Annotated in this window: 6 protein-coding genes; all 6 read right to left on the bottom strand. The window is 61.9% G+C overall.

All coding sequences use genetic code 11. The features are described from left to right. Positions 1-2,386: ATP-dependent helicase HrpB (hrpB, locus tag VFG26_RS17490; protein ID WP_325027321.1), on the bottom strand; the 2,386-nt coding region annotated here is incomplete at its 3' end. A 57-nt stretch (positions 2,387-2,443) separates the two neighbouring features. After that, entirely contained in the window at positions 2,444-3,118 is a 675-nt protein-coding gene (gene rpe, locus VFG26_RS17485; RefSeq protein ID WP_325027320.1) for a ribulose-phosphate 3-epimerase, read from the bottom strand. A 22-nt stretch (positions 3,119-3,140) separates the two neighbouring features. Further along, positions 3,141-4,016 carry a phosphoribulokinase gene (locus tag VFG26_RS17480; RefSeq protein WP_325027319.1) on the bottom strand — a complete coding sequence of 292 codons (876 nt, stop codon included), beginning with the start codon at positions 4,014-4,016 and terminating at the stop codon, positions 3,141-3,143. Positions 4,017-4,082: 66 nt separating this feature from the next. Beyond that, positions 4,083-5,126, bottom strand: a complete 1,044-nt coding sequence (locus VFG26_RS17475; RefSeq protein ID WP_325027318.1) for a class 1 fructose-bisphosphatase — start codon at positions 5,124-5,126, stop codon at positions 4,083-4,085. A 220-nt stretch (positions 5,127-5,346) separates the two neighbouring features. Further along, a complete protein-coding gene (locus tag VFG26_RS17470) occupies positions 5,347-6,081 on the bottom strand; it encodes a proteasome-type protease (protein ID WP_325027317.1) in 735 nt (244 codons plus the stop codon). A 27-nt stretch (positions 6,082-6,108) separates the two neighbouring features. After that, a complete protein-coding gene (locus tag VFG26_RS17465; RefSeq protein ID WP_325027316.1) occupies positions 6,109-6,918 on the bottom strand; it encodes a transglutaminase family protein in 810 nt (269 codons plus the stop codon).

Raw genomic sequence — 6,918 nt, 5'->3', positions numbered from 1 at the left:
GGCCACGCATATCGGCCCGCACCGCGCGCCATGAGCCCGCCCAAAAACCCGGAAGATCACGGGTGATCTGGATGGGCCGGTGCGCGGGCGACAGCAGATGCAGCGTGAGCGGTAGGCGTCCTCGCGCGATCGCGGGATGTTCCTTCAATCCGAAGAGTTCCTGAACGCGAATATGCAGCGCCGGCGCATCCGCAACGTCGTAGTCCAGCGCAAACCTGTTACCGGTCGGAGCTTCGAAATGCGTGGGTGCTTCAGCATCAAGGCGTGAGCGAAGTGAGCGGGGCAGTAACGTATCGAGTGCCGCGTCCAACGTACCGGCATCGATTTCCGACAAACGCGACTTGCCAAGTAGAAATGGCAGGAGCCACTCTTCCATCGTTGCCGTCAGTGCGGCGTCCGAGAGGTCCGGCCACGTCTCATCCCCTTGGCGGAGGAATGCGATGCGGCTGCGCTGCTGGAGCTGAGCTTTCGTCCATGGCAGGGCCTGCGCGCCAAGATCGGCCAAACCGCGCGCGAGAACGGCGGAAACGTCTTCCCCGGAGCCAAGGGCGCGCGGCTCACTGCTGAGCGCGATCGCACCGAGACGACGCGTCCGTCGTGCGCGGACCGCACGGGCTTCCTTGTCGAAGACCACCTCGTCGATCGACTGGATCGCGTCCCCTGCGAAGTCTTCAATCTCCGCTTCGTCCGTTGCGACGGCGAGCATAATGCGCGTTGCGGCAGCGCGCCCCTGAAGCTCGGCAACAACGAGATAGGACGCAGAGGCGAGGTGATGACTGTCGTCCACGATGCCTGCCCTGCCGTTAGCGAGAAGAAAGCTGCCGCGCTTGCCGCGATTTTTTGCGATCCGTTCGGGGTAAGCGAGCGCGAGGAGCGCGGCGGGAGAAAGCGCTTTGGCGTTCGAGGGCGAACCTGTCCGCGCCCACTGGCGAGCGAGCGCGCGCATGCTTTCCGCCCGTTGCGAACGATCACGCCGGAAATTTTCAAGACGTACGCCGATGTCGAGGTCATTCCCGCCGATGCCGCGCTCTACGAGGATCGCCGCTAGCTCTGCAGCCGTACGCGCATCGCCACTGTCGCCAGCCTTCAGCACCATTCGCGCCAATCGCGGCGGAAGCGGCAAGGCTCGCAGCCGCTTGCCCTCATCGGTGATGCGGCCATCGCTATCGAGTGCGCCAACCGTCTGCAAGCCCGAGCGCGCAGCGGCGAGCGCACCTTCGGCTGGCGGATCAAGCCAGGCCAGAGATCGCGGATCGTTCGTGCCCCACTCCGCGGAATCGAGCAGCAGCCCTGAAAGATCAGCGGAGCGAATTTCGGGTTCCGCGAAGGGAACGAGGCCTTGCGTCTCGGGCTCGTCCCATAGCCGATAGCAAACTCCTGGCGCGGTTCTCCCCGCGCGGCCACGGCGCTGATCGGCGGAGGCGCGCGATACGCGCACGGTCTCCAGCCGCGTGATGCCGACATCCGGTTCGAAACGGGGCACGCGCGCGACGCCGCTGTCAATGACGACGCGCACGCCCTCGATGGTGATGGAGGTTTCAGCAATCGACGTTGCGAGAACGACTTTGCGACGACCGTTCCTTGCTGGCTGAATGGCGCGATCCTGGGCCGCCGGATCGAGGCCGCCGTAAAGTGGGACGATGTCGACGTCAGCCGGTAACGCGTGCGCACTCAAGCGTTCGGCGACGCGCGCGATCTCACCTTGGCCGGGAAGGAAGACGAGGATCGAGCCCGTGTCGGCGGCAACTGCTTTCCGCACGGCGTCGGCTACGTCATCCTCGATCCTGTTGCCTCGCCTGCCGATGTAACGCGTTTCGATGGGGAAGGCGCGGCCTTCGCTTCTGACGATGGGCGCATCGCCCAGCAGCTTTGCGACGCTTGCGGCTTCGAGCGTCGCCGACATGACGAGGATTTTGAGATCGGGCCTGAGAGCTGAACGCGTGTCCAGCGCCAAGGCAAGCCCAAGGTCAGCATCGAGCGAGCGCTCGTGAAACTCGTCGAAGAGAACGGCCGCGACGCCCTTCAGTTCGGGGTCGTCGAGGATCATTCGTGTGAACACGCCTTCGGTCACGACCTCAACGGCGACGTTCGGTCCGGTCTTCGAATTGAGGCGCGCGCGCAGGCCGATTTTGTCACCGAGGCGGCTGCCGATGTTCGCGGCCATCCTTTCCGCGGCGGCGCGGGCCGCGATCCGACGCGGCTCGAGAATGAGGATCTTGCCGCCAGCGGCCCAAGACTCATCAAGCAGCGCGAGCGGCACGCGCGTCGTCTTACCTGCTCCCGGCGGCGCGACGAGCACGGCTGCGCCGCTCGAGGCAAGCGCTGCTCGAATATCATCGAGCACATCGTCGATCGGGAGCGGCGCGGTAAACTTGCTTTGGGTCATGACCCGTCGAATTACGCTCGCCCGTGGCGAATTCAAGCTGCGCTTCTGAGCTGGCGTTCAGACCTGCAGCTTCGTCGCGTTTCTGATGGCGTCCATGTTGGCGCGGTAGCTTTGTTCGCTGCCGCCTTTGAAAACTGCCGACCCGGCCACGAGAACGTTGGCGCCGGCCTCGACGACCTGACGGGCCGTCTCAGGCGTGACGCCGCCGTCCACCTCGATATCGATGGGACGCGCGCCGACCATCGCCTTCACGCGGCGGATTTTCTCGACGACAGCGGGAATGAACGACTGGCCGCCGAAGCCCGGATTGACGCTCATCAGCAGAATGAGATCGAGACGGTCGAGGACGTATTCGATGACGTTTTCAGGCGTGGACGGATTGAGCGACACGCCGGCTTTCTTGCCGAGCGCCCGGATTGCTTGCAGCGAACGATCAAGATGCGGACCGGCCTCGGCGTGGACTGTGATGATATCGGCACCCGCTGCGGCGAAGTCGGCCAGATAGGGATCGACTGGCGCAATCATCAAATGCACGTCGAAGATTTTTTTCGAGGCGCCGCGCACGGCTTTGATGACCGGCGCTCCGTAGGTGATGTTGGGAACAAAGTGGCCGTCCATCACATCGCAGTGAATCCAGTCGGCGCCTGCTGCGTCGACGGCGCGGATCTCATCGCCGAGCTTGCTGAAGTCGGCCGAGAGAATGGAGGGGGCGATCAAGAGAGGGCGAGACACGGAAGACCTTTCGAAGGTTCGATCATATCACTCGGCGGCGGCGCTCTACGAGTTGCAGAATGAGCGGCGTCAGAATGAGTTGCATGGCAAGATCGAGCTTACTACCAGGAATGACGATGGAATTGGCACGCGACATGAAGCTGTCGTGTATCATCGACAGGAGATACGCGAAATCGATACCGCGCGGCTCCTTGAAGCGGATGATGACCATCGATTCATCGGGCGTCGGGATCCAGCGCGCAATGAACGGGTTCGAGGTATCGACCGTCGGGATGCGCTGAAAGTTAATGTCGGTCTGCGTGAACTGCGGACAGATATACTGAACGTAATCGGGCATCCGCCGGAGGATCGATTGCGTCACTTCTTCAGTGGTGTAGCCTCGCTCGGAGCGGTCCCTTTGGATCTTCTGGATCCACTCGAGATTGATGACGGGCACGACGCCGATCTTCAAATCCGCATGGCGGGCGACATCGTATTCGTCCGTGACGATCGCGCCGTGCAGGCCCTCGTACATTAAAAGATCGGTTTCCGGCTCAATCTCGGTCCATGGCGTGAAGCTGCCAATGGGTGCGCCCAGCGCGCGCTCCTCAGCCGCGTCATGCACATAGTGCCGGATGAGACCTTTGCCGCTTTCCGAATAGGTCCGAAACAGCGTTTCCAGTTCTTCGATGAGATTTGCTTCGACGCCGAAGTGGCTGAAATTGTGATTGCCGCGCTTTGCCGCCTCATGCATCGCCTTTTCCATGCCGCAGCGATCGTACCGGTGAAAGGCATCGCCCTGGACAAACGCTGCCTTCACGTGCTCGCGGCGGAAGATGTTTTCAAAGGTCTGCCGCACCGACGTCGTTCCCGCTCCCGAAGAGCCGGTGACAGAGATGATCGGATGCTTAATGGACATTGCGGAGGCTCGATGCGCTTCGGTTCAGGACGGAAAAGTTACGCTGACAGGCTGATAGCTAAAGGCTCATGGCAGGGCCCGGAACAAACCTCGGCGGCCGAAGAGCGGCGAACGCTCGCCCTTGAATTCCTGGCCGCTGTAAATGCGCATAACTCGATCCACCTCGTCGCGTGAGCCGCATATCAGCGGCGTTTTCTGATGGAGGGCGGTCGGGACGACATCCAGCACGCTCTCCAGTCCCGTCGTCGCTCGTCCGCCGGCCTGCTCTACGATCCAGCTCAGAGGATTGGCCTCGTAAATCAGCCGGATGCGCCCCTGATGGAATCCTTTCCGGCGGTCGCCGGGATAAAGGTAGATCCCCCCACGGGAGAGTATCCGGTAAATGTCGGCCACAGGAGAGCCCGTCCACCGCATGTTGAAGTCGTGGCCGCGCGGACCGTTGGCGCCGTTTTCGCAGTCGTGAATATAGATCCGGATCGGATCGTCCCAGTGGCGCGCGTTGGAAGCGTTAATGGCGTACTCTTCGGCTTCCGTGGGAATGGAAACGTTGCGCGTGGTGAGATGAAAGGTCCGCGTTTCTCTGTCGAGCGTAAAGATCTGCGTGCCGTGGCCGACCGTCAGCGCTAGCACTGTCTGCGGCCCGTACACAAAAAATCCCGCAGCAAGCTGATGTGAACCCGGCCGCAGGAAGGCCGCTTCTCCCGTGGACGATGGGTGACGCGGGAGAATGGAAAAGATCGTTCCGACCGAAACGTTGGCATCGATGTTGGAGGATCCGTCGAGAGGATCCGTGGCGACCAAAAGCGGCGCATCGTTCTGGATTGAGATCGGCTGCTCGGCTTCTTCGGAAGCGAGCGCTGCGACGGGCTGAGACTTCAACGCATCGATGATCATGCCGTTAGCGAGGACATCGATTTCCTTCTGCTCGTCAAATTCGCCTGCACGCGCCACAACGCGACCGAGTTTTCCCCCCAGCGCTCCTCGCGCGACAATCTCCGAAAAGCGCGCGCTGGCATCAGCGAGAGCTAGAATGGTGTCTGCCACTTGGCCGCGGGTGCGGCCTTCCAGCGTCCAGTTCGAGAGATAATCTTTGAGAGTTGGGAAACCCATCAGATCCTTCCGCGCTCACCTGCCCTTCATGCGCGGGCACATCTAAGCGTACTTAACCGGCAGAAGCGAGGCTGCACTTTCGTTTCCACGCGTGCATAGGCAAGTAGCCGCATTTTGCTGGGGTGCAGCATAGCGCTTTCGGTGGAGCCAATGGGAAGACGGCGCGCGCGCTTAGCTGCGGTTTATCGCCGTTAAGCAATCGCTGCGGCCGTAAGGCCGATCAGACGTCGAATTCCTCGATGGTCGAGAATGCCTGACGCAGCGCATCGGACCAGGCGCCGGAGAGTTGGCGGAAATATTCGTCGTCCGCGCTGATGCGCTTCTCGCGCGTCACGTCGAGGCTATCGCGCTCGTAGATCACGAGGTCGAGCGGCATACCGACGGACAAGTTCGACCGGAGCGTGGAGTCGAACGACAGAAGTATCAGCTTCGCGGCCTCACCCAGGCGCATGTCCGAGCGCGCGACGCGATCCAGAATCGGTTTCCCGTACTTGTGCTCACCGATTTGGAAGAAAGGCGTATCGTCGGTTGCCTCGATGAAATTGCCTTCCGGGTAGATCTGGAACAGGCGCGGGCGCTCGCCCTTGATCTGGCCACCGAAGATGAAGTTCGTATTGAAGCCGAGCTTGCTTGCTTCCAAGGCGGCGCCATCGATCCGGCGCGCCTCGCGGATGGCGTCACCCACGACGCGTGCAGCGCGATACATGTTTGGCGCGTTATAGAGCGTGGCTTGTTCCTCGCTTTCCGGTTCCGCGAGGTGCTCGTTCAGAAGGCTGACGACGGCCTGGGTCACCGCAAGGTTACCCGCGGCCAGCATGACGAGGACCCGGTCTCCCGGGCGGCGCCAAAGTTGCAGCTTTTTATACTGGGCGATGTTGTCGACGCCTGCGTTCGTCCGGGTGTCGGCCGCAAACACAAGCCCGCCCTCCAGGCGCAACGCGACCGCATATGTCATACAAAAAAGTCTCCGGAGTAGCGGCGCCTATTGTTGCTGGCTGCTCTGCTGAACCTCGACGATGACGTCAAGCTCCTCCTTCGCGAAACCCTTGCGGGAGCCGCGAATGGGCGCTGCGTATGTCGCGTCCAGCCCGGAAGCGAGCCGCACGTACTTCTCGGTGGGACATATCCGATTAGCGGGGTCGAAGCCAACCCATCCCAGTCCGTCGAGCCAGACTTCCGCCCAGGCATGGTTAGCATCGGAGGGCTCATCAGCGCCGGAGAGGAGATAGCCGCTGACGTAGCGGGCCGGAATATTGAGGGAACGTGCCGCTGCGATGAAGACGTGCGCATGATCCTGACAGACGCCTTTGCCTTCGGCCAAAGCCTCGGCGGCCGTCGTGTGGGCGTTGGTCGCGCCGATCTTGTAGTCGATCGCGTCGCGCACCGCGTGCATCAGATTATGCATTCCGCGAATGTCGGTCTTGGCGGCTGCCTCCCGGCAGAGGGCGCGGATGTCATCCGTGGCCGTCGTTCGCCCTGTCTGGCGGCGATAAACACGGATGGGCGCCGGATCAGCCAATCCGCGCACGACGCCCGCGTGATCCTCCGTCTCGACGATGCCCTTCGCGATGATCAACGATTCATCGTGCTCGTCGGTGCACGTCGCAAGATGGACCATATTACCGAAGGCATCGCGAAAGGATTTCACCGCGTCGATACCCGGCGCGACGACACGCCATTGGATGACGCGCTGGCCTTGAAACGATGGCGGCGTCAAGCGCAGGGCGAGGATGGAATACCTTGTCGGCTCGCTATAGACGTAGCGCGACACATGCCCGATCGAAATACGCAT

The sequence above is a fragment of the Hyphomicrobium sp. genome (assembly GCF_035687085.1).
Classification (GTDB): domain Bacteria; phylum Pseudomonadota; class Alphaproteobacteria; order Rhizobiales; family Hyphomicrobiaceae; genus Hyphomicrobium_B.
Note: the sequence above shows the minus strand (reverse complement) of the source record. Positions and strands in the feature narration are given on the sequence as shown.

Coding starts and splice junctions, on each gene's coding strand:
- VFG26_RS17470 (WP_325027317.1), bottom strand. CDS start 6,081: ATGACATATGCGGTCGCGTTGCGCCTGGAGGGCGGGCTTGTGTTTGCG.
- VFG26_RS17475 (WP_325027318.1), bottom strand. CDS start 5,126: ATGGGTTTCCCAACTCTCAAAGATTATCTCTCGAACTGGACGCTGGAA.
- VFG26_RS17465 (WP_325027316.1), bottom strand. CDS start 6,918: ATGCGTATTTCGATCGGGCATGTGTCGCGCTACGTCTATAGCGAGCCG.
- VFG26_RS17480 (WP_325027319.1), bottom strand. CDS start 4,016: ATGTCCATTAAGCATCCGATCATCTCTGTCACCGGCTCTTCGGGAGCG.